Raw genomic sequence first — 26467 nt, 5'->3', positions numbered from 1 at the left:
CTCCAGTCCTCGAGAATGAATCGGCACAGGAGACAATGATCATGACACCGCAGCGATTTATGCGCGAACGCGAAACGGGCAATGGCGAAATGGATATCTTTCGGCGGCTGCGCGGCGATGTGGAAAGACTCTTCGACGATTTTTCACGTGGATTCGGCTGGCACCCGGATCCGTCGATATTCGGAACACTTTCGCCGCATCTTGACGTGACGGAATCCGATGACGGCGTGACGATGACTGCCGAACTCCCGGGCATGGACGAGAAGGACGTCGAGGTGACGTTGACTGGCGACCTGCTCTCGATAAAAGGCGAGAAGAAGGAGGAGCACGAGGAAAAGAAGAAGGACTACCACCTGAAGGAACGCTCATGGGGATCTTTCGAGCGCACCGTCCGGATGCCATTTCGGGCCGATTCCGACGCGATCAAGGCGTCGTTCTCGAAGGGCGTGCTGAAGGTCGAGGTGCCAAAGCCGGCCGACGTCAAGAAGGCGTGCAAGAAGATCGAGGTAAAATCAGCTTGAGCGCCGTCAGCCCTTGTCTTTTACATGCCAGCGGTCTTCCACTTTCCGGTATTTCTTCTTGACCGCAGCCCAGGCAATACGGTGGGCGATCTCCTCGCGGCGGTCGCGCTCGCATTTGTAGTGCTCCCAAGCGCTGTTGTAGGCGCTACGGAAAATATCCTGGGCGTGCGCCGGAAGATGTTGGCGGATGGTGGAAGGGAGATCGGCATTGGTGCGATAAGGCATTGCCTGCGGCCTCCCTGTCCGCGCTCCAGCGCATTGTCTAATGGAAAGTGAAAATCGGCAGTGGCGCGCCGTTGAGAACCTCGCGCGTGAAACCGCCGAAGACGAATTCCCTGAGGCGGCTACGGCCATAGCAGCCCATGATCATGAAATCCGCGCCAGCCGCTACCGCGTCGAGCATCACGGCCTCAGGCAGCGATCGGCCGGCCGGCGTGATCGTCCGGCCCTCCACATTGAAGCCATGCCAGCCCAGCTGTCGTACGAGCTTTCCGGGGTCACCAGGTGCTGTATCACCGGCCTCGACGGCTGAAATCACGACGATCTTCTTCGCTTTCATGAGAAGCGGCATGGCGGCGGTAACGGCTCTTGCGGCCTCTGGCGTCTCTTTCCAGGCGACGGCGATCGTGCCCGTGATCGATCTTTCCGGTTCCATCTGCGCGGCCGGGCCGGGAAGAAACACGGGGCGACCGCAACCGAGAAGAATGGAGCCGGTCGAAAACAGGTCGAGACGGCCATCCGGCGATCGCGGGCCCAGAACCAAGGCATCCCGCGTTCGCGCCCATACTGTGAGAAGGTCGGCCGCGGGGCCCGTCGCCTCGTGCCACGCGGCCGAAATGCGGCCTGGACCCGGCGGAGTGTCGCAGATCGAGATATCGTGAAGTCCGCAGAAATCGTCGAAACGGGCCCGCGCAGCTTTGGCTTTTTCCTCTTGCTCTTGCCGCAGCGCATCGACAACGCCGCCGGCGATCATGCCAGCGCCGATCGGAAAAGCCGCGCCGGCCGTCACGAGTTGTGCGGGATCGGGCCGCACATAGAGGCAATCGAGATGAGCGTCGAAATGCACCGCCAGTTCCCGAGCCGTACGCAGCGTTGCCACATCGTTTTTCTGGCCTGCAACAGGCACGAGAATTGACTTGATCATCGAGAAATTGCCTGCGTTCGCCTCAATATTTTTCAATATTGCCGAGACGAGCGGCCGCAAGCCTTGATCGAGGTCAACGCTGGCGCCGCTTTGTGAATCTGGCGGCAAGGTCTGTGAAATCGGGAAAGGTCCCGAGTTTGAACAGTTCGAGAAGTTCGTGGGCGATTTGCGTGATTCAATGGTTATGTCACAAGCTGCATGATAGCTTTAAGTTATAGTTCCATTAGCTGACCGGAGGGCGATGAAAACCGGCATGGATGCGCCGTTCAAGGATGCGGAAAACGCCGCGCTCTTCCAGGTACTCATCAACACGGCCGTGGACGGTATCATCGTCATTGATGCCGTCGGCAATGTGCGTCTCTACAACAAGGCCTGTGAGCGTCTTTTGGGCTATGCGCCTGAGGAGGTGCTCGGCCGCAACATCAATATGTTAATGCCGTCGCCATACCGTGAGCAACACGACAATTATATCGAGGCATATCGGACGACCAGCGAACGCAAGATCATCGGCATTGGCCGCGAGGTGTTGGGTCAGAACAAGGACGGCTCGACCTTCCCGATGTATCTTTCGGTCGGTGAGGGCTGGCTCGGGAATGAGCAGATCTTTATTGGCATCATTCATGACACGACGGAACGGCAGGTTGTCGCGAGCCGCCTGCAGGAAGTACAGGCCGAACTGGCGCATGTTTCGCGATTGAACGAGATGGGGCAGATGACGTCGGCGCTCGCCCATGAGCTCAATCAGCCGCTCACGGCCATCATGAATTATCTACGTGCAGCGCAGCGAACCGTTGCCGCGTTCGACGATCCGGCCATCGTGCGGGCGCAGGGCATGATGGATAAGGCCGCCGGCCAGACCGCGCGAGCGGGCGAAATCATCAGACGTCTGCGTGATTTCGTCGAAAAGCGTGATGCTCGTCAATCGCACGAGGATCTGAACAAGACGATCGAGGAGGCGATCTCTCTGGCTTTGGTCGGAGCATCGGATGCAAACATCAAAGCTGTCCTGAAATTTGACCAGAATATCCCGCCGGTGCTCATGGACCGCATACAGATACAACAGGTAGTCCTGAATCTCGTGCGGAACGCTGTCGAAGCATTGCAGGAGGTAAGTATTCGTGAGCTGACGATAGAAACCGGCTTTGAGGAGAACGGCTATGCCTATGCATCCTTTTCCGACACAGGACCGGGTTTGCCGGATGAGGTTGCAAGCCGGCTATTCCAGCCCTTTGTCACGACGAAGGAGAAAGGAATGGGCGTAGGCCTGTCGATCTGCCAGTCCATCGTCAGCGGTCACGGCGGCCTCCTGTCGGCGACAGCGAACGAGAACGGCGGTACGACTTTCTGCTTTCGGCTGCCTGTCATCGATGCATAGAACAGAGAGATGAAACCGGGGGAAACAGTTTTTGTCGTCGACGACGATGATGCCGTGCGCGAGTCTCTTCGCGCGTTGTTGGAAGCTGCCGCGTTTCTCGTCGATGATTTCGGGTCGGCCGCCGCATTTCTCGACGCCTACAAGCCGCCCCGGCCGGGTTGCCTGGTCGCCGATATCCGAATGCCGGATATGGACGGGCTTGGGCTTCAGGAAGAGCTGGTCCGCCGCCATATCGAGTTGCCGGTTATCGTCATAACCGGTCATGGCGATGTACCGCTTGCTGTGCGCGCGATGAAAGCCGGTGCAATCGATTTTATCGAGAAGCCCTTTGACGACCGGTTGTTGCTTGACAGCGTCGAACGTGCTCTCGAGTCCGGCCGGAAGCTGAAGGGCCATACGGATTTCTCGCAGGCCGCAAAGGACCGGGTCGCCGGTCTCACGCGACGCGAAAGACAGGTGCTGGAGCGCATTGTTGCCGGACAGCCCAACAAGGTCATAGCTCATGAACTGGACATTTCGCGGAGAACGGTCGAGGTGCATCGCGCAAACCTGATGGAAAAAATGCAGGCGCGGAGCCTGTCCGACCTCGTACGCATGGCGCTGGAGGCCGGTGTCTCTTCGGCAGATGAAACCTAGTAAAACTACTTATTTCATGAATCATCGCGTCTCACTATAGTCCGGGACGGTAAAGTAGGTCGTCGGGGGGCGGCAGTGAAGAGTCTCAGCATAGAAATGATCTATATCGTGGACGACGACGACGCGGTGCGGGATTCCACGCGCGCCCTTTTCGAGGCGTACGGTCTGACCGTTCGCGATTATCCATCCGCAAACCATTTTCTTGATGACGATCGGACGCGCGAGCGCGACGGTCTTTCCTGCTGTCTGTTGCTCGACTTGCATATGCCTGGCATGAGCGGTGCCGAACTACTGGAGCATTTGAAGGAGTCGGAAATTTCCTTGCCTACTGTCGTTCTCACTGGGCGCGCCGATGCACAATTGCGGGAGCGAGTAATGCGCGCCGGTGCACGGGCTCTTCTCGAGAAGCCGGTGAACAGCGAGGATCTGGCGCAAACAATAAGGCAGGTCCTTATGGATCATGCGGCCGACTGAGCCGATCGATTGCCTCTCTACGTAGATTCCCCAATTTTTCGTAAAGAAAAGTCGTGACATGGTTACTCGATTGCAGAAGCACGGGGCCTTTGGGTTTATGTGTAATGTAAAAGGGGTTCCGAATGTCCGTCACGGTCAACGCTGCCCATCTCGCTTATCCATCCTACATTTCGCCGCGCACAAGCGGGCATCGCGGAGATACGTCACAACATCTTGAATGGCTCGGTCATGATGACGATGGCGCGGCTCGCGGCGATATCTCCTCGCTCCAGGGAGTCGGCGCGGTCCTGAAATTTGATCGTAACGAGACAATTTTCAACGACGGCGATTGCGCAACGTTTTCCTATCGAGTGGTGAGTGGCGCCGTGCGGCTGTGCAAGCTGTTTTCCGATGGCCGTCGGCAAATTGCGGATTTTTGCCTCCCGAATGACTATTTCGGTTTCGCGTGGACCGATGAGTATGCGTTGACGGCAGAAGCGGTGAGCGACGTAGTCCTCGTCCGTTACCCCCGGAAGCAAATCGAGCGTCTGGAGCAGGTTTCATCGAGCCTCCGGGAGCATCTGACAGCGCTGCTCCACCGAAATCTTTCGTCTGCTCAGAGCCATATTCTGATGCTTGGACGGCAGACCGTCAGAGAACGCGTTGCATCCTTTCTCCTCCTGATGCTGAAACGGCAGGGGTGTGAAGGATGCGACGGCGATCGTCTGGACCTCCCGATGGGCAGGCAGGATATTGCGGACTATCTCGGCCTCACAATCGAGACGGTCTGTCGGGCGCTCAGCGACCTGAAGCGTGCCGGTGTCGTCGCTGCGCCGACCGCCCGCGCGATCGTCGTCGAGAATGCCGCCGCCCTTCGCGCAATGGCGACAGGCAAGGCGTAGTCGCCGACAATCGAAGTGATATGAAACTGCCGCTGCCCCCCTGGGCGCCCCCCCCCGAACGGCGGCAGTTGAGGGGGGTTCCGCAGAAGCGGAACTCCCCGACCCTTTCTGCCAAAACAGACTGTGGAGCGCATCATGAAGCTCGTTAAAGGATTACTCGTCGGCATTGTTTCCCTGTCGTTCCTTGTGGCCTGCGACCAGAATAGGTACGGCGGCGCGGGACCGAAACAGAGCGTCGGAACGCTGGGCGGTGCTGTAGCTGGCGGTTTGCTCGGCTCGCAGGTCGGTGGCGGTTCCGGTCGCCTCTGGGCAACGGGAGCGGGCGTACTGTTGGGCGCCGTCGTCGGCAGCGAGATCGGCAAGTCGCTCGATCGTGCGGACAGGGTCTATATGGGCCAAACAACATACCGCGCATTGGAATCTGGTCCCTCTGGCCATCCGGCGCGGTGGATCAATCCGGACTCCGGCCATTATGGCTCTGTCGTTCCGCAGCCGGCCTTTCAGCAGGGCGGCCTGCAGTGTCGCGAATATACCCAGACCATCAATGTTGGCGGCAGGACCGAGCAGGCATATGGAACGGCCTGCCGTCAGCAGGATGGTTCCTGGCAGATTCGCAATTGATTGGCTGTTGGCGGTGCGGGCGTTTTCGAAATTCAGCGAAAGATTGATCCGTATCAAGGTAGCGGTCGGGGGGCGCCGTTAACCTTCATGCATCGAACGCTATCCACATTGATGTGCTCGCGCGGCGTGGGCGAAAGGAGGGCAAACCATGTCTGCATCTTCCGTCGGTCCGGAACGAAGTGCACCTGAACATGTCGTTACGGCGGCATCCGGCGCTAGCACTTCTTTTGCGCGTGTTGTGGCTTGCGTGGATACGTCTGAATTCACACGGAAGATTTTATCGCACGGGCTTGCTGTCGCAAAAGCGCTGGATGCGCCGCTTACGCTGCTGCGCGTGCTGGAGGTTGGGCCCAACGGTCCGTCCGATCCGGTCGAGCGGAAGATTCGCCAGCGTGAAGCCCAAGGGCGTATCGTGCGTCTTGCGCAGGCTTGCGCGCGCGACGGTGCCCATGTCGATGTCGAGGTTATCGAGGGCGCCGCCGCGGAGAAAATTGCTCTCTGGACGCATGAGCACAGATCGGATCTCGCCGTGCTTGGTACGCATGGGGAGGGCGGATCGATGGAATGGAGCTTGGGCAGCACGGCCCGACGGGTCATGGAGAGAGGCACCGGATCTGTCCTTCTCGTGCCTTCCTCGGTCCGTTCGGACGATATTCATTATCGGCGATTGCTTGTACCCGTCGATGGTTCTTGCCGGGCGGAAAGCGTTCTTCCGTTGGCTGTCCGCATCGCGAAGGCACATGGCGCCGAACTTGTCCTGGCGCACGTCGTCCCGGTGCCGGAATTGACGGAAACTGGACCGCTCGACAAGGAGGACATCGACCTGCGGGAGCGGCTGGCTGCACGGAACGAGCGCGTCGCGCGAGACTACCTCGACCGGTTGCGAATGCGCCTTGCCGCGAGTGGTATTTCAACAAGGGTCATCATCCGGCGCGGCGACGTTCGAAGCAATCTGTCTCATCTGATTGCCAACAATGCCGACTTGGTGGTCCTCTCGGCCCACGGTCAGGCGGCCCGCGCCGACGTTCCTTATGGCCGCGTGACGGCCCATCTCATAACCCATATCGCTGTACCGCTTTTGATTGTCCAACGCGAGACACGCGCATCGACGACACGTAGCGTGGGTCTTCGCGACGTCGACATGCGGCTATCTCATCACACCGAACGCTGACCGTGCCCGATATGGAGGTCCAGCATCGCCCGCTCGAAATGGCGGCATCGGAGTTGCGGCAGCGCCATGTGACATCGGGCAGAACCCCAGCCCCACTCGCGGTCTGGGCACAGGCGGGCTCGCTGGTCGCGTGGCTCGCCGAGGTGCGGCGGCTCTGCGCCGATCCGCCCCCTGACTCAACGAAGGCCGCCGAATGGTTGCTCGACAACGACTACCAGGTACGGCGCGCCATCGTCCAGGTACAAAAGGATCTGCCATCGCAGTTCTACAATCGACTGCCAAGCCTGACGAATACAGGCGACGAGGGATACCCGCGTGTTTTCGTACTTGCGCACGGTTTTCTGAAGGCGTCGCATCTGCAGCTTTCGCTGGCGGCCCTCCAACAGTTCGTGAATGCGTATCAGGAACGGGATGCACTGACGACGGCCGAGCTGTGGGCGTTCCCGACGATGCTTCGTCTGGCTTGCCTGGAAGTTCTGATCGTTTCGTTCGGACGGTTGCTCCCGGGACTTGAAGCGCCCGTCGATCCCAGCAGATACGCCAATGACTGTGGCGAGTTTGAGGATACGGAATGTGTATCGCGCGCACTCGCCAATCTGGCTGTGATTGCGTCGCTTCCGTGGAAAGAGTTTTTTGAACAAACCAGTCTGGTTGAAGCAGCACTCGCCGGCGATCCCGCGGGCGTCTACACGCACATGGACTTCGAAACACGGGATACATATCGCAGAACGGTGGAAGATCTGGCTTTCGGTTCGCGCCGGCCGGAAGCCGAGGTGACAGAGCATGTGCTGACCTGCGCACGCGGCGAGGTGCGACGCCAGCCCCACAATCATGTTGGTTATTGGTTAACCGGTGAAGGCCGGCCTGAAACGGAACGGGCAATCGGATATCGGCGGGGACCGATTGACGCGGGCAGAAACTGGCTCCGCCGGAATGCCGGACGGGCTTACGCGACTGCGCTTGTTCTGGCGGGGATTGCGGCGCTTGTGCTGCCTGCTTTCTACCTCTGGGCCGTAGACGCCGGGCTTGCGGACTGGTTGCTGGGCGTCATGTTTGCACTGCTGCCGGCATCCGTGCTGAGCGTAACGCTTGTACATTGGGCCGTAACGTCGTTGGTGGCGCCGCGTGTTCTTCCCAAGATGGACTTCGCGAAGGCCATTCCTCCGGCCTGCGCGACCGCTGTGGTTGTGCCCGTTCTGGTTGCGAACCCGGCGGAAGTGGCGCGGTTGATCGAACAACTCGAGATGCATCGCCTCGCCAATCCGGATCCGTCGTTGCGTTTCGCGTTGCTGAGCGACCATGTCGACGCGGCCGAAGAGCACCTGCCTGGCGATGCGGATGTGGAAGAAGCGCTGATCGCCGGAATTCGAAGGCTCAACGATCTCTACGGAAACGGGAAATCGGGACCGTTCCATGTGCTTCACCGTCCACGTCGCTACAATTCGCGCCAGGGCTGCTGGATGGGCTGGGAGCGGAAGCGGGGAAAGCTCGAGGAATTCAATCGGTATGTTCTGGGAGAGGGGGAGTCCGGGTTTTCGATCGAGGAGGGCGACTGCGCGGCGCTGCGGCGCGTCCGCTTCGTTGTCACTGTGGATGCGGATACCACGCTGCCGCCCGGCTCCGTCGCCCGGCTTGTCGGCGCGCTGTCGCACCCGCTGAATCGGGCTGACTTCGACGCCGGGACCGGACGCGTTCGAGCGGGTTACACCGTCATTCAGCCACGTGTCGAAATTTCACCTGAGCGAGGAAATCGATCGCTCTTTGCTCGCCTTTTCACCGGCGATACGTCGATAGACATATATTCGCGTGCTGTCTCGGACGTCTATCAGGACTTGTTCGGCGCCGGCATCTATGTCGGCAAGGGTATATACGAGGTCGAACCTTTTCACCGCAGTCTCGAGATGCGGGTACCGGAGAATGCGCTTGTAAGTCACGACCTCTTCGAAGGCGCGCACGGACGAGTGGCATTGGCGACCGATATCGTTCTGTATGAAGGGTTTCCTGCCGACTACGTCGAGTATATGCGCCGATGGCATCGCTGGGTCCGCGGCGATTGGCAGCTGCTGCCGTGGCTTGCGAGACAAGTGCCGGGCGTCGATGGTCAGCGGTTTGCAAACAGTTTGTCGGCCCTCGATCGCTGGAAGATATTCGACAATTTGCGGCGAAGTCTGGTTCCGGTTTCGCTTCTTGCGCTTGCAACGGCTGGATGGCTGGTGTTGCCCGGTAGTCCGTGGGTCTGGACGGTCTTCACAGTCGCGGTTCCGGGCGCCTATCTTTTCGCGGATCTCGTAACCGGGCTTGCGGGGGGGCGTCGGCGGGGCGCTGTGCGGAGCGCGATGCGGCGTCTCGCCGATCACGCGGGGCGCTGGTTTCTCGCTCTGGCGTTTCTCGTCAGCGATGCGGCAACGGCCCTTGATGCCATTGTTCGAACGCTTTGGCGGCTCGCCGTTTCGCGGCGCGGCCTCTTGGAGTGGACCTCGGCGGCCCATGTGGCCGAGCATCTGGCTGCGAATGGCACGCGTGCCAAAACCTGGCTGCACATGGCGAGCACACCGGTTTTCGCCGTCATGCTCTTGATATTGCTTGCTACGGCAAGCCCATCGGCTTTGCCGGCCGCCGCGCCATTGCTGCTGCTCTGGCTCGTGGCGCCCGAGATAGCGATCTGGATCCGTCGCCCGCGGCGCATGCCGGTCGAAAGAATCGATGAGGCGGAGAGGATCTTCCTGCGGCGGGTTGCACGGCGAACCTGGTTCTATTTCGAGACGTTCGTCGGGCCCGAGGACAATTGGCTACCGCCGGACAACTATCAGGAAGAACCTCATGCTGAGATCGCGCACCGCACGTCGCCAACCAATATCGGCATGATGCTTCTCTCGACGCTCACGGCCGCCGACCTTGGTTATATCGGTCCGATAGATTTCTCGACGCGCATTCAGAACGCTCTCGATACACTCGACCGGCTCGAACGCTGTCACGGACATATTTTCAATTGGTACGACACCAGGTTTCTGACCCCGCTCGAGCCCCGTTATGTGTCGACGGTAGATAGTGGAAATCTGGCTGTTTGCCTGTTGGCACTGAAGCAAGGGTGTCTGGAAGCCGCAAGGGGATCGGCGTTTCCGGTCGCGCTTTGGGACGGGCTCGGCGACACGCTCGATCTTCTCTCGGAAGCAGGAAAGAAATTCAAGAATTCGGACGGCGGAAAACTCTGTTCGAAGATCGAATCTCTCACTCTCCAGATCGCGCACGCCCGCGAAAACCCGCAGGACTGGCGAACGGCCTTAATGAATATAAGCGGCCACACATGGCGCGAAATAGAGGAGGTCGTCGACGATCTCGTTGCAGCCCCAAAGGCGCCGTCCGTTGAAGCTTTGAGAGAGATGAATATCTGGCTTGAGCGCGGGCGACACCATTTGGTCGGCATGCAGCGCGACATCGATGCGTTCACGCCATGGCTGACTCTCATCGCCGCTCCCCCCGCTGGCTGCGAGGAATTCGCATCTCGCATCGAAGAAAGCCTGCCGCCTTCCATGTCGCTGGCGGGAACCGACGATGCTCGTGCCAAGATCGCAGAAATAGTAGCAACGGCCACGCTACATGAAGAGAGCGAGGCGGTGAGCCAATGGTTTTCGGAACTGACCGTGGCATTCGCGCGAGGCGCACAAGCGCAACACGAACTGCGCGAGAGCCTGCTGGACGCTGCCATGCGATCGGAGCGACTTGCGGAAGAAATGGATTTTCGGCCGCTTTTCGACCAGGAGCTACGGCTTTTTTTTATTGGATATAATCATAGCGCCGATCGCGTCGACGCCCATCACTACGACCTCATGGCAACGGAAGCGCGGCTGGCAAGCTTCTTTGCCATCGCGAAGGGCGATGTGCCGCTCGAACACTGGTTCTTTCTTGGGCGACCGCTGACGCAGACCAAGCACGGAATGTCACTGGTGTCATGGAACGGATCGATGTTCGAATATCTCATGCCACCGCTGCTGCTGCGGAGCGATCCTGGAACGCTTCTCGGCCAAAGTGAGCGTGCGGCAGTTGAGATTCAGCGGCAATATGGTGAGACGTATGGCATTCCATGGGGCGTATCGGAATCGGCCTATGCATCGCGCGATGCGGACCACCGGTACCAGTATCGGGCTTTCGGCGTGCCGGGGCTTGGCTTGCGCCGCGGGCTTGCAAACGATCACGTCGTGGCTCCCTATGCGACAGTACTGGCACTTGCGGTAAATACCGGCGCGGCAATAGCGAACTTGCGCGAACTGGTGCGGCTCGGGCTTGTGGGCGCGTTCGGCCTGTTTGAAGCGGCGGACTTCACGCCTGAGCGCGTGCCGGCGGGACAGCGCTTTCTGCCTGTCCGCGCTTACATGGCACATCACCAGGGTATGATCCTGAGCGCCTTGGGCAATGCACTCTGCGAGGACATACATATCCGCAGATTTCGCGAAGACCGTCGAATGCGGGTCATGGAACTCTTGTTGCATGAACGCATTCCGAGGGAACTACCGGCGGAGCCGGGCCGGGAGGAAGAACTCCCGCGGCCGTCATCGCGCCGGTCGGCGGCTCCCGTGCTCGATGTGTGGCAGCCGGCGGTCATGCCGGTGGTTCCGCAAATACACATGCTTTCCAATGGTCGCCTGGCGAGCTGGATATCGGAAGCCGGCGGCGGGAGACTTCTTTGGCACGGCCAGGCGCTCACGCGCTGGCTGCCCGACGCCAGCGACCGGGAAGGCTTGTGGGTCTATGTTCGCGATGTGGACAGTGGCGATATCTGGTCCGTCGGACGACAACCCACTGGCGTTCGGCCGGAGGAAGCGCAGACTGTCTTTCATCCGCACATGGTCGAGTTTCACCGCCGGGACCAGGGCATCGGATTGCGGATGGAAGTCGGGGTCGCGGCGGGTGACGATGTTGAAATCCGGCGCCTCGCCATCGTCAATGAAAGCGATGAGGTGCGGACGCTCGAATTCACAAGTTACGGCGAGGTCGTTATGGCGCCGCCGCTCGAGGACGAGCGCCATCCCGCTTTCAGCAAGCTCTTCGTCGGTAGCGAACACATACCGCATCTTAATGGTTTGCTTTTCACGCGCCGGACGCGTCATCCTCGCGAAAAGCCGCCGGTCATGCTTCACCGCATTATTTCGAGCGACGCCGATCCGAATTTGATCGGATTTGAAACGGATCGCGCGGCATTTCTCGGACGGAACGGGACGTCACGACGTCCGCGAGGCATAGTCGATGGGCTTTCAGGCAGTGTGGGCTGGACGCTCGACCCCGCGATGGCGCTTCAGGCATGCGTTGAGTTGCAGCCCGGTGAAAGACGTGAAGTCGCATTTTTGACATTCGTCGCCGGCTCGCGTGAGTCCGTTCTGGAACTCGCCGAGCGCTACGCAACACTCGCCTCGCTGGATTGGGCTCTCGCCGATGCTGCGGCTGGGGTGGCCCACGAGACCCAGCGGCTTGCTCTCGAGTCGCCGCGATTGCCCGAATTGCAGCAGCTCGCCTCGCTTCTCCTTTATCCCTACCATGAATTGAGAGGACGTCCTGCGGTGGTCGCCGCAAACCGGCACGGTCAGCCGAGGCTCTGGGGTTTGGGGATTTCCGGCGATCTGCCCATCCTCTTGCTCCGGGCAGCCGACGACGAGACGACCGATCTCCTGCGGCTGCTGGCCGCTGCGCATTGTTTGTGGTACCGGCGCGGCTTTCATGTCGACCTCGTTGTGCTTCGCACGGGACCATCCGGATATATCGACCAGTCGCGCGAGCGCCTCTCCGCAATGTTGCGGGAATTTGCCAGGGGACACGTAACCACCGGCCACCATCAAGACGTCCATCTGCTCTTTGCTGATCATATGGCTGAAGAAGATATACGTCTGCTTGAGAGCGTCGCCCATGTCATCCTCGATGAGTCGGAAGGAAGTCTTGAGAGCCAACTCACGAAGGCTGTGCGGCCGCGGCCGGTCGTTCCGTTCTTCGGTGGCTCCGGTGATATGGTTCCAACGGAAGAAATTCCGCCAGTGGCACGCCCGGCCGATCTTCTGTTCGACAACGGCATTGGCGGTTTCACGCCAGATGGACGCGAATATGTGATCCAGCCGGAAACGGGCGAGGGCACACCGGCGCCCTGGTCGAATGTTCTTGCAAACGACGCATTCGGCACGCTCGTCACAGACTCCGGGGGTGGGTTTACCTGGGCCGTCAACAGCGGCGAGAACCGCCTGACACCCTGGGCCAACGATCCCGTCTGCGATCCGCCGGGAGAAGTGTTCTATTTGCGTGATGAGGAAAGCGCCGGGGTCTGGTCGCCCACACCCATGCCGGCAGGCGAGGGAGCGGACTGCCAGATCCGTCACGGCGCGGGTTATACGCTCTGGCGGCAGAACAGCCATGGGCTGGAACAGGAACTGCTCGTCTTCGTGCCGACGGACGATCCCGTCAAGATCATGCGGCTCCGCTTGAGCAATCCCGCTGCGCGCGCCCGGCGCGTCACCGCGACATATTACGCTGAATGGGTACTCGGCGCGTTGCGCAGCACGGCCCGGCCGCATGTGGTCTGCGAATACGACAGCGGCAGTCATTCGCTTCTGGCACGCAACCCGTGGAACCCCGACTTCGGCGAGCGTGTTGCATTCCTGACGTCCAGTCATCCGCCACACAGCCTGACCACCGACAGACGGGATTTTCTGGGCCGTGAGGGCGACTTGGCGAATCCGGCGGCACTTCGACAGTGGGACCTCGGTGACCGGGTAGGGTCGGGAGCGGATCCCTGCGCGGCCTATCAGGCGCATCTCGACATCGCGGGTGGAGAAACGGTCGAGGTGATCTTCATTCTCGGTCAGGGAGATAACAGGGCGCATGCGGAGCAACTTGCGCGCCGTTGGCAGGAACCGGCCTCGATCGATCGGGCCCTGGCGGCGTTGACAGAACAGTGGGACCGTCGGCTGGGTGCCGTGACGGTACAAACGCCCGATCCAGCCTTCGATCTGATGATAAATTGCTGGTTGCAATATCAGACGCTTTCTTCACGTATTCTTGCCAGAGCGGGCTTCTACCAGGCCGGCGGTGCATTCGGCTTCCGCGATCAGCTTCAGGACGTGCTGGCGCTGCTTCATGCCGATCCCGCCCGCGCCCGCGCGCATGTCCTCGCTTGCGCAGCACGTCAGTTCGAGGAAGGCGATGTGCTGCATTGGTGGCACCCGCCGCATGATCGGGGTGTACGGACACGCTGCTCGGACGATCTGCTGTGGCTCCCTTATGCTGTGAGTCACTATGTCGAGGCGACCGGCGATCATTCCATCCTGACCGAGGAAGTGCCTTTCCTGCGCGCGCCGGTGCTGACGCCGGAGGAGCATGACCGGTACGCGCGCTTCGACACGCCGGGCGAGACGCGAACGATCTTCGAGCATTGCCGGCGTGCGCTGGACCGCGGCGTCACGCAGGGCGCACACGGCTTGCCATTGATCGGCTCAGGCGATTGGAACGACGGCATGGATCGCGTCGGCTCTCAGGGGCGGGGCGAGAGCGTCTGGCTTGCCTGGTTCGCGATTGCCGCGATCAATGGTTTTGTCAGGTTGGCCGGGCATATGGATCGTGACGATCTAGTGAGTTACTGGGACGATCGCGCGCGCGAAATGGCGCGCGCCGTCGAAGACGAGGGGTGGGATGGCAATTGGTACATGCGGGCGCTCGACGACAATGGACGGCCATGGGGTTCGGACAGCAATGACGAATGCCGGATCGATTCCATCGCGCAATCCTGGGCGGTACTTTCCGGTGCCGCTGCGCCGGACCGCATCGATAAGGCTCTCAATAGCGCGGAGCGCGATTTGGTAAGCGAAGAAGACCAGCTGGTCCGGCTGCTCTGGCCGCCCTTCGACACAACGCCGCGCGATCCGGGGTACATCAAGGCCTATCCGCCGGGCGTTCGGGAGAATGGCGGGCAATATTCCCATGCGGCGGCCTGGCTCGGGCTCGCCTTTGCGGCGCGCGGGGAGGGGGATCGCGCATGGCGCATCTTTGAGATTCTGAACCCGATCAACCGGACGCGAAACGCCCTCGACCTTCAACGGTATCGTGACGAGCCCTACGTGTTGGCAGCCGATGTGGGCGGTGTCGCGCCTCATGTCGGTCGCGGCGGCTGGAGTTGGTACACCGGCGCCGCGGCATGGACGTGGCGTCTGGGCGTCGAGGCGATCCTCGGGCTGAAACTATCCGACGGCCGGCTCGTCATCGATCCGTGCTTACCGCGGCATTGGGCATCGTTTGAAGCGGAAATCCGGCGCGACAACGGCACTCTTGCAATCCGCGTCGAGAATCCGGACCGTCTTCAGACCGGAGCGATCGAAATGACGGTGGATGGCGCGACCTGCGAGGGGCAGACCGTCGCATTTCCCGAAGAGGGTGTTCGGCGGGTCGCTATACGGCTACGGGCAGTTGGCAAAGATGCGAGCTGACAAGGCGATGCGCCAACCCAGGTCCTGAGCTGGGCGGCGCTTGCGGGATTACAATCAAATTACGACCAATCAAATCTCTTGGGACCGCCCCAACTGTGGTCGGCGAGCGCCAATAGAATCAGGTACTTAGCTCGTTTGAATCAACCAAACTTGTGGAATGCACCATCTGAATCACATTCAACCTGCACGGACATCCGCTGCCGTCTTCTGGCCGTCCTCATCCCCTCGTCGCGCGTACGCGTAAAATTGACTGGATTCGGTATTTTCAAATTCCGGACGAATTATCAATTTTTATGAACGTCGGGATGACGCGAAATCCTCCGGCTCGCTGCATGCTTTCCGCAATGAAACCGCCGCACGCGGAATTGCGGAAGCAGCGGAACAAGGAGGAAGCGATGGACTTGGTTCAAGAGCCGGGGGGCGCCCCGAGCAAATCTGAAATCCGTTCCTACTTCGATCCGGCCGAGGGAACGCTCGATCGCCGGGTTTTCGCCGACCAGGAAATCTACGATCTGGAGATGCGCAACATCTTTGCGCGGGCCTGGAACTTCATGTGCCACGAGAGCCAGATCCCGAATCCCGGCGACTACTTCATCAACTATATCGGCGAGGATCAGGTCATCGTCGTCCGCGACAGGAAGGGCGAGGTGCAGGTCCTGCTCAACACCTGCCGGCATCGCGGCAATGCGCTCTGCCGCGCCGAGCAGGGCAACGCCAAATCCTTCGTCTGCTCCTATCACGGCTGGAACTACGACCTGAACGGCGACCTGATCGGCGTTCCCGGCATGACGGCCTATTACCGCAAGGACTTCGACAAGTCGCAATGGGGCCTCGCCAGGGCGGCGCAGGTGGATCATCTGCACGGCTTCTATTTCGCGACGCTCGATCCCGATACGCCCCCGCTCCCCGATTATCTGGGCGAGGTCGGCCGCATCGGCCTTGGCCTTCTCGCGGCGAACGGCCCGGTCGAAATTGTGGACGGCATCCAGAAGAATGTCATCGACTGCAACTGGAAGATCGCCGTCGACAATCTCTTCGACTGGTATCACGTGCAATACAGCCATGCCTCGGCGGGCATGGCGGGCTTCATGGACATCGCCGCCATTCTGCATCCGAAGCACCAGATGGTGATGTTCGGCGATTACGGGCATGCGATCAGCGGGCCGGTCATCACGCCGGAACGGCAGGCGGAAATCGATGCCATGACGGATGACGAACGGCTCGCCATTGCGGCGGCCGGAATGCTCAAGGATCCGAGCAAGCCCGTGGTGCCGCCGCGCCTCAGCGCCGCGCGCGAACTGCTCGGTCCCACCGGCGTTCGCTGCATGGGGCATCCCAACATCTTCCCGAACCTCTGGATCTCGACCAACGGCACGCAGCTTTCGCTGCGTCTGCCGCGCGGTCCCTTTGCAACCGAAATCTGGTGGTTCACCGTCCTGCCCAAGGCCTTGCCCGAAGAGGTGAAGAAGAAGCAGATCGCCTTCAGCGCGCATCTCTTCGGACCGGCCGGCATGCTCGAGCAGGATGATGGCGAGAACTGGAGCCAGAGCACGCGCGCCTCGCGCGGCGTGAAGGCGCGGAGCTATCGCCACCACATGGCGATGGGGCTCGGTCAGGACGAGGTGCTGACCGACGCCACCGGTACGAGCCGTGTGGAAACGACCATCAGCGAACACGCGCAGCGCTGGCTCTACACCAATTGGATGAACTGGCTGACGGCCGACGACTGGGCCGAACTGAAGGCAAATCATCCGGCGCTGCCGAAAGGGAGGGTCTGATGTCGCAGGCAAGGGCGGTGGAAGCCGAAACATCCGGTCTCGACGCGCTTTCTCTCCAGCAGCGGATGGAGCTTCAGTTCGAGATTGAACAGTTCCTCTATGCCGAGGCGGCCATGATCGACGGGCGCGCATATCGCGCCTGGCTCGATCTCTGGACCGAGGATTGCAGCTACTGGATGCCGATCCGGCGGACGGTGACGCTGTCCGACATCGACCGCGAGTTCACCAAGCGCGGCGACATGTCCTTTTACGACGATGACAAGCAGGCGCTGGCGATGCGCGTCGCCAAGATGGAGTCCGGATCGTCCTGGTCCGAAGACCCGCCATCCCGCACGCGCCATATCGTCGACAATGTCCGTATCACCGGCGTGAACGGCGTGGAGACGACAGTCGAGGTTGCCTTCATCCTCTATCGCAGCCGTCTCAATACGGAAGAGAGCATGTGGGTCGGGCGGCGCGTCGATACGCTTCGCCGCGTCGACGGCGTCCTCAAGCTCTGCGGACGGGAAATCTATCTCGACCAGACACTGATCCGGGCAACGAACATGAGCACCCTGTTCTAGAACAGGGTTTGTAACTTTCAGAGAGCGGGGAGGCTCATGGGAAGATTGGAAGGAGAAGTCGCGCTTGTGACGGGAGGCGCATCGGGCCTCGGCCGCGCCATCGTCGACAGGTTCGTGGAGGAAGGGGCGCGCGTGGTCGTGTTCGACCGCTCGGCGGAGAAGCTCCAGGACGTGAAGCGCGACCATGGCGAGGCCGTCGCGACCCATGCGGGCGATGTGCGCGCCGGGCCGGACAATAAGGCAGCCGTGGCGCTGGCGGTGGAGCATTTCGGCAAGCTCGACTGCGCCATAGGCAATGCGGGCATCTGGGATTACAGCGTCACGCTCGATGACATGCCGGAAGAGCAGATCGACGGCGCTTTCGACGAATTGTTCGGCGTCAACGTGAAGGGCTACCTGCATCTTGCGAAGGCGGCGCTCCCGGCGCTGGTCCGCTCCGGCGGGTCGCTCGTCTACACGGTTTCCAATGCCGGCTTCGATCCGGCGGGTGGCGGCGTGCTCTACACCGCGTCCAAGCATGCGGTCGTCGGCATGATCCGCCAGCTCGCCTTCGAATTCGCCCCCACCGTCCGCGTGAACGGTGTCGCGCCGGGGCCGATCGATACCGATCTGCGCGGGCCGGCCGCGCTCGGCCTCGCCGACAAGGCGATCAGCAGCGTCGATCTGCCGACGGTCGCGGCCCCTGTCGTGCCGCTCGGCCGGGTGCCGGCGCCTGCCGAATATGCCGGCTCCTATGTCTATTTCGCCTCGCGCCGCGACAGCGCGCCGGCAACCGGCGGCGTTCTCATTTGCGAGACGGGCATCGGCGTCCGGGGCATCGGCGTCGTAGCGGCGGGCGCGGGTCTTGCCGCCAGGTACGGAAAATAGGGGAGGAAACCGATGAGCGTGGCATCGCTTGGATATATCGGCTTCGAGGTGAGCGACCTCAAGGCATGGGACAATTATCTGACAGGGTTTCTGGGCCTGATGCCGGGGAGCGGCAACGGCACATCGGCCCGCTACCGGATGGACGATCGGGCCTTCCGCATCCAGCTCGAGAAGGGGGCGGCGGACGACATCGCCTTCATCGGGCTCGAAGTCGAAACGCCGGAAGGATTGCAGGCCCTCCGCGAGCGTCTTGAAAAGGAAGGCGTCCCATGCGCGCCCGCATCCGACAATCTGAAGAAGGAGCGCGGTGTGCGCGACCTTCTCGTCCTCACCGATCCGGCGGGGCTGCAGGTCGAGGTCTATGTCGGCGCGACGGCGCTCACCAATCTGCCGTTCCATTCTCCGGCGGGTGTGTCCGGTTTCATGACGGGTAGCCAGGGCGCCGGCCATGTCGTTCTGGCGTCCGAGAAGATCGATGAGATCCGCGATTTCTACACGCGGCTTCTCGGCTTCCGGCTTTCCGACACGATCGGCATGTCGATTTCACCCGACTTCACGCTGGTCCTCGAATTCTACCACTGCAATCCGCGTCACCACACGCTGGCGCTGGCGCCGATGCCCGCGCCGAAGCGGCTGCACCACTTCATGGTCGAAATGGCGACGCTGGACGATGTCGGATTTGCGATGGATCGCATCGGTGCATGCGGCGTGAAGCAAACCATGACACTGGGCAAGCATTCAAACGACCAGATGGTCTCGTTCTATGCCGCAACGCCGTCGGGCTTCGAAGTCGAGGTCGGCACGGCGGGTATCGAAGTTCACGACGAGGTCTGGCGCGTGACCCATCACGAGGTCACGAGCATGTGGGGCCACAAGCGCGTCTAGAAGAAAAGCAAACGAGGAAAAGTTTTATGAGCATCACGGAAGAAGGCACCAGCCGGTTCGTCACGGTCAAGGGCGTCAGGATTCATTACAACGAAGCAGGTACGGGCCCGGCGCTCGTTCTCATTCACGGCGGCGGACCGGGCGCCAGCGGCTGGTCGAACTACAACCGCAACATCGAGGTGCTGGCGAAGAGCTTCCGTGTGATCGTTCCCGATCTGCCGGGCTTCGGCAAGTCGGACATCAAGCCGAAGGGCAGTGCCATGCCGGCCTGGTATGCGACGAAGATGGGCGAATTTCTCGACGAACTCGGCATCGACAAGGCGCATTTCGTCGGCAACTCGCTGGGCGGCATGGTGACCTTGCGTCTGGCGCTGGACCGGCCGGAGAAAGTCGATCGCATGGTTCTGATGGGACCGGGCGGCAGCATTCCGATGTTCAGTCAGTTTCCGACCGAAGCGATCAAGACGCTTCTGTTTTTCTACGACGGTCCGGGGCCCTCGATCGAGCGCCTGCGCGGCTTCGTGAAGGACTTCGTCTACGACCCCTCGCAGATCACGGAAGAGCTGCTTGAAGGTCGGATGAAGACCGCGCTGCAGCCGCATATCGTCGAGACACCGCCCATGCGTCCCGATCCCAAGGCGCTGATGGAGCCGGTCTGGAACGATCCGCGCCTCGCATCGCTGAAGCACGAGACGATGATCATCTGGGGGCGCGAGGACAAGGTAATGCCGATCGACATGGCGTTCCCGTTGCTCAAGCAGATTCCGCGGGCCCGGCTTTTCGTGCTGCCGCAATGCGGACACTGGGCCCAGTGGGAACACGCGGATGAGTTCAACCGCGTGACGGGCGACTTCTTCGGGGCGGCCAATGCCGCATGACCTGAAGGCGATAGCGGCCGCCCTGGCCGAGGCACGACATAGCCGGACCCCCATACCGCCGGTGACCGAAACGTCCTCCGGTTTCGACGTTGCCTCGGCCTACGCCGTTCAGGAGATCAACACGCGGAGGCGTCTCGCGGCGGGCGAGCGTATCGTGGGCCGGAAGATCGGGCTCACATCGCCCGCCGTGCAGACGCAGCTTGGCGTGAACGAGCCCGACTACGGCATGCTGTTCGATGTTGACGATGTGAGCGGCGCGGCTTCGGTTTCGGTCGCCGGGTTGATGCAGCCCAAGGTGGAAGCCGAGATCGCCTTCATTCTCGGTAAGCCTCTCAACCAACCGAACCCGAGCCTTGATGAGGTCGCTTCTGCCATCGATTGCGCGGCGGCGGCTATGGAAATCGTCGACAGCGCCATCGCCGACTGGCGGATCACGCTGGCGGATACGGTGGCCGACAATGCCTCGGGTGCGAAGTTCGTTCTCGGCAAGGACCGGCGCAAGCTCTCCGAAATCGACCTCCACCTTGGCGGCATGGAAATGCTGCTGAATGGCAAGCAGGTCTCGGTCGGTGTCGGCGCCGCCTGCCTCGGCAATCCGCTCAACGCCGCCCAATGGCTCGCCCGCAAGATGGTGGAGGTCGGCCGCCCGCTCGGCGCCGGAGACATCATTCTGTCCGGCGCCCTCGGCCCGATGTGCAACGCGAGCCCGGGCAGCGAATTCACCGTTTACGTGCAGGGCTTCAAGCCGCTGCACGTCGCCTTCGCATAGGAGACGCGAATGACCGGAGCGAAGGGGAGGGTGCGCGCCGCGATCATCGGATCGGGCAATATCGGCACCGACCTGATGATCAAGATCATGCGCCTTTCCAAGACGCTGGAGATGGCGGCGATGGTCGGCATCGATCCCGCATCCGACGGGCTTGCACGGGCAACGAGGCTCGGCATCGCCACGACCGCGGAGGGCATCGAAGGGCTTGTGGCGATGCCGGAATTCGAGAGCATCGGCATCGTTTTCGATGCGACCTCGGCGGGCGCCCACCGGCATCACAATGAAATCCTGCAGGCGCATGGCAAGCAGGTGATCGACCTGACGCCGGCCGCCATCGGCCCCTATGTGGTGCCGAGCGTTAATCTCGACAGGCTCGCAAACGAGCGGAACCTGAACATGGTGACCTGCGGCGGCCAGGCGACGATCCCGATCGTTGCCGCGGTGAGCAGCGTCGCGCCGGTCCTTTATGGCGAAATCGTTGCCTCCATTGCGTCGAAATCGGCAGGGCCCGGCACGCGCGCGAATATCGATGAATTCACAGAGACGACGTCGAGAGCCATCGAGGCGGTGGGCGGTGCCACGCGCGGCAAGGCGATCATCATTCTCAATCCGGCCGAACCGCCGCTGATCATGCGCGACACGGTGCATTGTCTCTGCGAGGAAGCAGACCCGGCGCGTATTGCTGCCGCCATCGAACGAAAGGTCGTCGAGGTGCAGGCCTATGTGCCGGGTTACCGGATGAAACAGTCGGTGCAGATCGAGAAGATCGGCAACAATGCGCCGCTCTATCTGCCGGATATGGACCGTACCTTTTCCGGTCTCAAGGTGAGCGTCTTTCTCGAGGTCGAAGGCGCTGGTCACTATCTGCCGGCCTATGCGGGCAATCTCGACATCATGACCTCAGCCGCGCTGCGCACCGCCGAGGCGATTGCAATGAAATGGCAGGTGGCGGCATGAATATCCCCGACCGCCTTTACATCCAGGACGTGACGCTGCGCGATGGGATGCACGCGATCCGCCATCAATATTCGCTGGAACATGTCCGCGTCATCGCCCGCGCGCTCGACAAGGCGGGTGTCGATGCCATCGAGATCGCACATGGCGACGGGCTTTCGGGGTCGAGCCTGAACTACGGTTTCGGCGCCTGCACGGACTGGGCATGGATCGAAGCGGTCTGCGAGGTCGTTGAGCGTGCCGTGGTAACGACGCTCTTGCTGCCCGGCATCGGGACCATTGAGGATCTGCACCGCGCGCACGATCTCGGCGTCCGCTCGGTGCGCGTCGCGACGCATTGCACGGAAGCCGATGTGGCGAGGCAGCATATCGAGTCGGCGCGCAAGCTCGGCATGGATGTCTCGGGCTTTCTGATGATGAGCCACATGTCGCCGCCCGACGCGCTGGCGGCGCAGGCGAAGCTGATGGAAAGCTATGGCGCTCATTGCGTCTATGTGACCGACAGCGGTGGCGCCATGACGATGGACGACGTTGCCGCCCGCCTGCAGGCCTATGACAGGGTTCTGAAGCCGGAAACGCAGCGCGGCATCCATGCGCATCACAATTTGTCGCTCGGCGTCGCGAACTCGATCGCCGCCGTTCAGAACGGCGCCGTCCGGGTGGACGCGTCGCTCACGGGCATGGGCGCAGGCGCGGGCAACGCGCCGCTCGAAGTCTTCATCGCCGCCGCCGACCGTTATGGCTGGCAACATGGCTGCGACCTGCTGGCGCTGATGGATGCGGCCGAAGATATCGTGCGGCCCCTGCAGGACCGTCCCGTGCGCGTGGACAGAGAAACGCTGAGCCTTGGCTATGCGGGCGTTTATTCGAGTTTCCTGCGCCATGCCGAAACCGCATCGGAGCGCTATGGCGTCGATGTCCGCAAAATTCTGCTGGAGGCCGGAAAACGCGCTATGGTTGGCGGTCAGGAAGATATGATCGTGGACATCGCGCTCGATCTGGCGCGGCAGGACGAGGCGAAGCTTTCGTGATCTGATCGATCGGAAAACATGCACGCCATGACGAACAAAAAGGAAAAAGAAGCGAACGGCATTCAGTCTTTCCGGAATCTCGACGCCAGCGATATTCGCGCCGATGTCCGAATGGACGGCGTCTATTTCTTTCGCTCGTCGGCGTCCTATCCGTTCAGAAAACGGCTTGACCCTGGCGACTATTCCTATTGCGTCATGGTGCGGCGGGGGCATTTTCGCCTGAGCATCGATTTTCCCGAGCCGAGGTTCATCGATCTCGCGCCGGGCTCCATTGTCGGCGTGAGCGGGCTTGCGCCGCATCGGCTTCATTCTGTGCCTGAGCCTGAGGCGATGCCGCTGGACAGTTTCCAGCGGGTGCCGATAACCGAGGAGATCGCTGCCGAAAGCGATGTCGAACTCCTGCTTGGTGTTGTGCCGTCCGAGAATATAGCCCTGACCAATCTGATCATCGGCCCGATTTACCTGAGCCGGGAGTCTTCGCCGGAATGCGCCCGCCGGATATGGAAAGCGGCCGAACTTCTGGATGAAGAGTTTGTCGGCGCGGGGCAGGAATACGGCCAGGCAATCATTGTCCGCAGGATTGCCGAAATCATCCTGATCAACATGACGCGTTCCATTCTGATCGCACGTGGCGAGACGGATGCACGCGAGGCCGGTCTTGTGAAGAGCAGGGGAGTGAGCACCGCCATTCGCGCTTTTCTGGATGCACCGCTGGAAAACTGGAGCATCGACCGGCTGGCGCGCCTCGCCGGCATGTCCAGAACGAAATTCACGGAGGAATTCCGGCGCATCGTGGGACGAACACCGATGCAGACGCTTGCCCGAATGCGTCTCACGCTCGTGGCCCGGAAAATTCTTGCAGAGGACACGTCCGTCGAAGAGGCAGCGGACCTGGCCGGCTACAGTTCCGCGGCAGCGTTCATCCGCGCATTCAGCCGCGAGTTCGGCACGACGCCGCTCCAGTGGCGAAAACGGCATCTCGCCAGCATCGAACTGTCGTGAAGGCGACAGGGATACATTCCTTGCGGGATGTCTCAAATAAGACAGCTGCTTGGACCGTCTGACTCCAACGAACCATTAAACTGCCTCGGAAAATTCGGTTTGCTCAACCGCGTCCGCGATAGGGTGCGACGCCCTGATCGGGTGCCCAGACGCCGGCGGGAAGCTTACCTTTCTGCCAGAAGACGTCGATCGGGATGCCGCCGCGCGGATACCAGTAGCCGCCGATGCGCAGCCACTTTGGCTTCAGCGTCTCGACCAGCCGCTTGCCAATGCCGACCGTACAGTCCTCGTGGAATGCGCCGTGATTGCGGAAGGCCTGCATGTAGAGCTTCAGCGACTTCGACTCGACGAGCCATTTGCCGGGGACATAATCGATGACGAGATGCGCGAAATCGGGCTGGCCGGTGACGGGGCAGATCGAGGTGAATTCGGGCACGGTGAAGCGCGCCACATAATCGGTGTCGGCATGCGGATTGGCGACCCGCTCCAGCACCGCCTTGTCGGGCGAGGCTGGCAGCGGCGCTGAGTTGCCGAGCTGCGTCAGGCCTGTCGGTTTTTTTGCCATCATTCTCCCTCCGGCCCGTCATAGACGCAGCCCTCGCGGCACGACCCGCGGTGAACCTCGACACGCGCGATCTCGGGCAACGGCTTTGCGAGTTCGTTCCATATCCAGGCGGCAATCCGCTCCAGCGTCGGAAACTCAAGTCCCGCGATCTCGTTCAGCAAATGATGATCGAGCTTCTCGCGCACCGCCATCACCTCGCGCTCGACATCCTCGAAATGGCGAACGATGCCGGTATCAGCTGCGGGCTTGCCGGCAAGCCACACCACGACGCGGAACGAATGACCATGCATCCGGCGGTTCGGATGACCTTCCTCAGCATAGGGAAGGAAATGCGCGGCATCGAACAGGAACTCTTTGTATATCTTCATCACGGAATACCGATCAGCTTGTGCGTCTGCAGACTTAAGCGCCATTTCGGATGTGCGAGGCAATAAGCCGTTGCCGCGCGCGTGTTCTCTTCTGTGTTGTCACCGTCCATCGGCTGCAGGAAGAAGTGCTGGAAATCCAGTCCGGCGAACCGCTCCGGCTTTGCCGTCTCTTGAGGATAGACCAGTTTCAACTCGTCGCCGCTTGTCTGATTCAAGGCGGCCTCGGCCTTCGGGCTGACGCAGATCCAGTCGAGGCCCGCAGGCGCCGCGATGGTGCCGTTGGTTTCGACGGCGATCTCGAATCCGCGCGCGTGAAGCGCGTCGATCAACGCTTCATCGAGTTGCAACAACGGTTCGCCGCCGGTGCAGACGACAAAGCGGTCCTCCGCCGCGCCCGCCCATGCGCGCTCAACCGCAGCGGCGAGGGCCACCGCATCGGAAAATTTGCCGCCGCCGACGCCGTCAGTGCCGACGAAGTCCGTATCGCAAAACCGGCAGACGGCAGAAGTGCGGTCTTCCTCGCGGCCCGACCAGAGATTGCAGCCCGCAAATCGGCAAAACACCGCCGCGCGTCCGGCATTCGCGCCTTCGCCCTGCAGCGTGTAGAAAATTTCCTTCACCGAATACATCGTCTGGTTCTCTAGGTCTTGCCGGCGATATAGGCGGCATATCCGCGCGCACGCAATTCACAGGCCGGGCAGGCGTTGCAGCCATAGCCCCAGTCGTGGCGCTTCGAACGGTCGCCGCGATAGCAGCTATGGCTCTCCTCGACGATCAGCTCGACCAGCGCCTTGCCGCCAAGTTCCTCGGCGAGCCGCCACGTGGCCGCTTTATCGATCCGCATCAAGGGCGTTTCAAGCCTGAAATCCCGACCCATGCCGAGACATATTGCCCGTTCTAGCGCCGCGATCGTGTCGGCGCGGCAGTCGGGATAGCCCGAATAGTCTGTCTCGCACATGCCGCCGACCAGAACCGATGCTCCCCGGCGCCAGCCAAGCGCCGCCGCATAGGTGAAAAAGAGCAGATTCCGGCCGGGAACGAAGGTATTTGGAAGGCCGTTCGCGTCCATTTCGATCGCAACCTCGCGGGTCAGCGCGGTTGCGCTGATGGTCCCGAGTTCGGGAAGCGAAATCGTGTGATCGGGGCCGAGCCGCGCCGCCCAAGCGGGCGAAAGGGCGGCGATTCCCGTCCTGAGGCTGTCCCGGCAAGTCAGTTCGACCGCATGGGTCTGGCCATAATCGAACCCGACGGTCTCCACGCTTTCGTAGCGCGCCAGCGCCCAAGCGAGGCAGACCGTTGAGTCCTGCCCGCCCGAGAAAAGCACCAGCGCCTTGGAATCTTGGGGGTTCGTCATGGCCTGTCCGCTCCGTTCGAGGCTGTTGAACAGGAGGGGCCCGGCCGCGTCAAGCGGCGGGCGGGCCGCTGTGCCAGCGTTAACCTCCTGGAGTCGGTAGCCATGCGCCGAATAGCCCCTTTCGCCGCCGCCCCCGCTCAGCTATGAAACCGCCACATCCAAGCTAGAGAGAGA

23 protein-coding genes are annotated in these 26467 nt (G+C 61.3%); 17 read left to right on the top strand and 6 right to left on the bottom strand.

The features are described 5' to 3' along the window. The first annotated feature begins 41 nt into the window (after window positions 1–41). Window positions 42–521 (top strand): Hsp20/alpha crystallin family protein, encoded by a 480-nt coding sequence (locus tag Q7V31_RS16380; RefSeq protein WP_304735875.1) that lies wholly within the window; start codon window positions 42–44, stop codon window positions 519–521. Between the two features lie 6 nt (window positions 522–527). On the opposite strand, the gene Q7V31_RS16375 is transcribed toward Q7V31_RS16380, so the two are convergent. After that, a complete protein-coding gene (locus tag Q7V31_RS16375) occupies window positions 528–746 on the bottom strand; it encodes a ChaB family protein (protein ID WP_304735874.1) in 219 nt (72 codons plus the stop codon). A gap of 37 nt (window positions 747–783) precedes the next feature. Continuing rightward, window positions 784–1665, bottom strand: a complete 882-nt coding sequence (locus Q7V31_RS16370) for a universal stress protein (protein ID WP_304735873.1) — start codon at window positions 1663–1665, stop codon at window positions 784–786. Between the two features lie 241 nt (window positions 1666–1906). On the opposite strand from Q7V31_RS16370, the gene Q7V31_RS16365 reads away from it, so the two are divergent. The 16 genes from Q7V31_RS16365 (at window position 1907) to Q7V31_RS16290 (ending at window position 24006) form a co-directional block, all read left to right on the top strand. Beyond that, on the top strand, window positions 1907–3040 hold the full coding sequence (locus Q7V31_RS16365) for a PAS domain S-box protein (RefSeq protein WP_304735871.1): 1134 nt from the start codon (window positions 1907–1909) through the stop codon (window positions 3038–3040). Between the two features lie 9 nt (window positions 3041–3049). Continuing rightward, the gene (gene fixJ / locus Q7V31_RS16360; protein WP_304735870.1) at window positions 3050–3676 is read left to right on the top strand and encodes a response regulator FixJ; all 627 of its coding nucleotides are present in this window, start codon (window positions 3050–3052) and stop codon (window positions 3674–3676) included. A gap of 96 nt (window positions 3677–3772) precedes the next feature. Next, window positions 3773–4150 (top strand): response regulator transcription factor, encoded by a 378-nt coding sequence (locus tag Q7V31_RS16355; protein WP_304735869.1) that lies wholly within the window; start codon window positions 3773–3775, stop codon window positions 4148–4150. 122 nt (window positions 4151–4272) lie between these two features. Next, the gene (locus Q7V31_RS16350; RefSeq protein ID WP_304735868.1) at window positions 4273–5031 is read left to right on the top strand and encodes a helix-turn-helix domain-containing protein; all 759 of its coding nucleotides are present in this window, start codon (window positions 4273–4275) and stop codon (window positions 5029–5031) included. 135 nt (window positions 5032–5166) lie between these two features. Further along, window positions 5167–5652 carry an RT0821/Lpp0805 family surface protein gene (locus Q7V31_RS16345; RefSeq protein WP_304735867.1) on the top strand — a complete coding sequence of 162 codons (486 nt, stop codon included), beginning with the start codon at window positions 5167–5169 and terminating at the stop codon, window positions 5650–5652. Between the two features lie 148 nt (window positions 5653–5800). Further along, window positions 5801–6823, top strand: coding sequence for a universal stress protein (locus Q7V31_RS16340; protein ID WP_304735866.1), 1023 nt, complete (start codon window positions 5801–5803; stop codon window positions 6821–6823). Between the two features lie 11 nt (window positions 6824–6834). Next, on the top strand, window positions 6835–15279 hold the full coding sequence (locus Q7V31_RS16335) for a GH36-type glycosyl hydrolase domain-containing protein (RefSeq protein ID WP_304736045.1): 8445 nt from the start codon (window positions 6835–6837) through the stop codon (window positions 15277–15279). Window positions 15280–15674: 395 nt separating this feature from the next. Then, window positions 15675–17057: a Rieske 2Fe-2S domain-containing protein gene (locus Q7V31_RS16330; RefSeq protein ID WP_304735865.1), complete on the top strand. Its 1383-nt coding sequence runs from the start codon at window positions 15675–15677 to the stop codon at window positions 17055–17057. Then, complete coding sequence (locus Q7V31_RS16325) at window positions 17057–17620, top strand: 3-phenylpropionate/cinnamic acid dioxygenase subunit beta (protein WP_304735863.1); 564 nt, start codon at window positions 17057–17059, stop codon at window positions 17618–17620. Before Q7V31_RS16330 ends, Q7V31_RS16325 begins: the two co-directional genes overlap by 1 nt. 36 nt (window positions 17621–17656) lie before the next feature. Further along, a complete protein-coding gene (gene hcaB, locus Q7V31_RS16320) occupies window positions 17657–18487 on the top strand; it encodes a 3-(cis-5,6-dihydroxycyclohexa-1,3-dien-1-yl)propanoate dehydrogenase (protein ID WP_304735861.1) in 831 nt (276 codons plus the stop codon). Between the two features lie 12 nt (window positions 18488–18499). Continuing rightward, complete coding sequence (locus tag Q7V31_RS16315) at window positions 18500–19372, top strand: VOC family protein (RefSeq protein WP_304735859.1); 873 nt, start codon at window positions 18500–18502, stop codon at window positions 19370–19372. Window positions 19373–19398: 26 nt separating this feature from the next. After that, the gene (locus Q7V31_RS16310) at window positions 19399–20250 is read left to right on the top strand and encodes an alpha/beta fold hydrolase (RefSeq protein ID WP_304735857.1); all 852 of its coding nucleotides are present in this window, start codon (window positions 19399–19401) and stop codon (window positions 20248–20250) included. Continuing rightward, window positions 20240–21019, top strand: coding sequence for a 2-keto-4-pentenoate hydratase (locus tag Q7V31_RS16305; RefSeq protein ID WP_304735856.1), 780 nt, complete (start codon window positions 20240–20242; stop codon window positions 21017–21019). The genes Q7V31_RS16310 and Q7V31_RS16305 overlap by 11 nt, the downstream gene beginning before the upstream one ends. Window positions 21020–21028: 9 nt before the next feature. Then, window positions 21029–21976 carry an acetaldehyde dehydrogenase (acetylating) gene (locus Q7V31_RS16300; protein ID WP_304735854.1) on the top strand — a complete coding sequence of 316 codons (948 nt, stop codon included), beginning with the start codon at window positions 21029–21031 and terminating at the stop codon, window positions 21974–21976. Continuing rightward, entirely contained in the window at window positions 21973–23004 is a 1032-nt protein-coding gene (dmpG, locus tag Q7V31_RS16295) for a 4-hydroxy-2-oxovalerate aldolase (protein ID WP_370690674.1), read from the top strand. The genes Q7V31_RS16300 and dmpG overlap by 4 nt, the downstream gene beginning before the upstream one ends. Before the next feature lie 18 nt (window positions 23005–23022). After that, the gene (locus Q7V31_RS16290) at window positions 23023–24006 is read left to right on the top strand and encodes an AraC family transcriptional regulator (RefSeq protein ID WP_370690673.1); all 984 of its coding nucleotides are present in this window, start codon (window positions 23023–23025) and stop codon (window positions 24004–24006) included. 103 nt (window positions 24007–24109) lie between these two features. Here the strand turns inward: Q7V31_RS16290 and queF are convergent, their stop codons facing one another. From queF to queC, 4 genes are read right to left on the bottom strand one after another with little or no spacing between them, the layout of a single operon-like run. Continuing rightward, window positions 24110–24571: a preQ(1) synthase gene (queF, locus tag Q7V31_RS16285; RefSeq protein WP_304735851.1), complete on the bottom strand. Its 462-nt coding sequence runs from the start codon at window positions 24569–24571 to the stop codon at window positions 24110–24112. Then, the gene (locus tag Q7V31_RS16280; protein WP_304735850.1) at window positions 24571–24939 is read right to left on the bottom strand and encodes a 6-carboxytetrahydropterin synthase; all 369 of its coding nucleotides are present in this window, start codon (window positions 24937–24939) and stop codon (window positions 24571–24573) included. The genes queF and Q7V31_RS16280 overlap by 1 nt, the downstream gene beginning before the upstream one ends. Next, window positions 24939–25568 (bottom strand): 7-carboxy-7-deazaguanine synthase, encoded by a 630-nt coding sequence (gene queE, locus Q7V31_RS16275; protein WP_304735849.1) that lies wholly within the window; start codon window positions 25566–25568, stop codon window positions 24939–24941. The genes Q7V31_RS16280 and queE overlap by 1 nt, the downstream gene beginning before the upstream one ends. A gap of 11 nt (window positions 25569–25579) precedes the next feature. After that, window positions 25580–26293: a 7-cyano-7-deazaguanine synthase QueC gene (queC, locus tag Q7V31_RS16270; protein WP_304735847.1), complete on the bottom strand. Its 714-nt coding sequence runs from the start codon at window positions 26291–26293 to the stop codon at window positions 25580–25582. Window positions 26294–26467 lie beyond the last annotated feature (174 nt).

The organism is Parvibaculum sp. (assembly GCF_030651915.1).
In the GTDB taxonomy this organism is placed as follows: domain Bacteria; phylum Pseudomonadota; class Alphaproteobacteria; order Parvibaculales; family Parvibaculaceae; genus Parvibaculum.
The sequence above is the reverse complement of the archived record's forward strand: the minus strand, read 5'-3'. Positions and strand labels throughout refer to the sequence as shown.

Bases quoted from the DNA above. Each gene is read 5' to 3' on its own strand.
- dmpG (WP_370690674.1), top strand. From the start codon at position 21,973: ATGAATATCCCCGACCGCCTTTACATCCAGGACGTGACGCTGCGCGAT.
- Q7V31_RS16300 (WP_304735854.1), top strand. From the start codon at position 21,029: ATGACCGGAGCGAAGGGGAGGGTGCGCGCCGCGATCATCGGATCGGGC.
- Q7V31_RS16350 (WP_304735868.1), top strand. From the start codon at position 4,273: ATGTCCGTCACGGTCAACGCTGCCCATCTCGCTTATCCATCCTACATT.
- Q7V31_RS16310 (WP_304735857.1), top strand. From the start codon at position 19,399: ATGAGCATCACGGAAGAAGGCACCAGCCGGTTCGTCACGGTCAAGGGC.
- Q7V31_RS16355 (WP_304735869.1), top strand. From the start codon at position 3,773: ATGATCTATATCGTGGACGACGACGACGCGGTGCGGGATTCCACGCGC.
- queF (WP_304735851.1), bottom strand. From the start codon at position 24,571: ATGGCAAAAAAACCGACAGGCCTGACGCAGCTCGGCAACTCAGCGCCG.
- Q7V31_RS16380 (WP_304735875.1), top strand. From the start codon at position 42: ATGACACCGCAGCGATTTATGCGCGAACGCGAAACGGGCAATGGCGAA.
- queE (WP_304735849.1), bottom strand. From the start codon at position 25,568: ATGTATTCGGTGAAGGAAATTTTCTACACGCTGCAGGGCGAAGGCGCG.
- Q7V31_RS16280 (WP_304735850.1), bottom strand. From the start codon at position 24,939: ATGAAGATATACAAAGAGTTCCTGTTCGATGCCGCGCATTTCCTTCCC.
- Q7V31_RS16345 (WP_304735867.1), top strand. From the start codon at position 5,167: ATGAAGCTCGTTAAAGGATTACTCGTCGGCATTGTTTCCCTGTCGTTC.
- Q7V31_RS16365 (WP_304735871.1), top strand. From the start codon at position 1,907: ATGAAAACCGGCATGGATGCGCCGTTCAAGGATGCGGAAAACGCCGCG.
- Q7V31_RS16340 (WP_304735866.1), top strand. From the start codon at position 5,801: ATGTCTGCATCTTCCGTCGGTCCGGAACGAAGTGCACCTGAACATGTC.
- hcaB (WP_304735861.1), top strand. From the start codon at position 17,657: ATGGGAAGATTGGAAGGAGAAGTCGCGCTTGTGACGGGAGGCGCATCG.
- fixJ (WP_304735870.1), top strand. From the start codon at position 3,050: ATGAAACCGGGGGAAACAGTTTTTGTCGTCGACGACGATGATGCCGTG.
- Q7V31_RS16335 (WP_304736045.1), top strand. From the start codon at position 6,835: ATGGAGGTCCAGCATCGCCCGCTCGAAATGGCGGCATCGGAGTTGCGG.
- Q7V31_RS16330 (WP_304735865.1), top strand. From the start codon at position 15,675: ATGGACTTGGTTCAAGAGCCGGGGGGCGCCCCGAGCAAATCTGAAATC.
- Q7V31_RS16305 (WP_304735856.1), top strand. From the start codon at position 20,240: ATGCCGCATGACCTGAAGGCGATAGCGGCCGCCCTGGCCGAGGCACGA.
- Q7V31_RS16290 (WP_370690673.1), top strand. From the start codon at position 23,023: ATGCACGCCATGACGAACAAAAAGGAAAAAGAAGCGAACGGCATTCAG.
- Q7V31_RS16370 (WP_304735873.1), bottom strand. From the start codon at position 1,665: ATGATCAAGTCAATTCTCGTGCCTGTTGCAGGCCAGAAAAACGATGTG.
- Q7V31_RS16375 (WP_304735874.1), bottom strand. From the start codon at position 746: ATGCCTTATCGCACCAATGCCGATCTCCCTTCCACCATCCGCCAACAT.
- Q7V31_RS16315 (WP_304735859.1), top strand. From the start codon at position 18,500: ATGAGCGTGGCATCGCTTGGATATATCGGCTTCGAGGTGAGCGACCTC.
- Q7V31_RS16325 (WP_304735863.1), top strand. From the start codon at position 17,057: ATGTCGCAGGCAAGGGCGGTGGAAGCCGAAACATCCGGTCTCGACGCG.
- queC (WP_304735847.1), bottom strand. From the start codon at position 26,293: ATGACGAACCCCCAAGATTCCAAGGCGCTGGTGCTTTTCTCGGGCGGG.